This is a genomic window from Burkholderia sp. AW49-1 (genome assembly GCF_053427845.1).
This window is the reverse complement of sequence record NZ_JBSAXF010000109.1, coordinates 1-439: the sequence shown is the minus strand read 5'-3', so window position 1 is coordinate 439 and position 439 is coordinate 1. Positions and strand designations below refer to the sequence as shown.

Here is a 439-nt window from a genome sequence, read left to right as displayed (position 1 = left end):
ATATACCTACGACTGGCCGAACGTGGCGGCGGGCAGCTACAGCGTGACGGGCAAGGCGACGACGAATCAGAACGCATCGGCGACGTCGGTGCCGGTATCCGTGACGGTCGCGCCATCGGACGGAGGCGGCACGTGCGACTACCGGGATCCGGCTGCCGTGGGCGTTCCGGCGTGGCAAAGCCGCAACTATAACGGTGGCGAGCGCGTGAGCTACCAAAACGTGATCTGGCAGGCGAGCTATTCGACGGGCACGGCTGCGCCGGACCGCAACGACGCATGGACGCTGGTGAGCAACGTACCGGTGCCGTATTCCGCTGCGCGCGCGTTCGAGGGCGGCAAGGAAGTGACTGACCAGGGATCGGTGTATCGGGCCGGCTGGTGGACCAAGGGCACGGCGCCGCCGGCCAGCCCGTGGTCCCTGGTCGGGCCATGTCGATAG

1 pseudogene is annotated in these 439 nt (G+C 67.4%); it reads left to right on the top strand.

Annotated elements, in window-relative coordinates:
* Positions 1–439: pseudogene (locus ACV22W_RS33620) on the top strand (hypothetical protein); the annotation flags it as partial.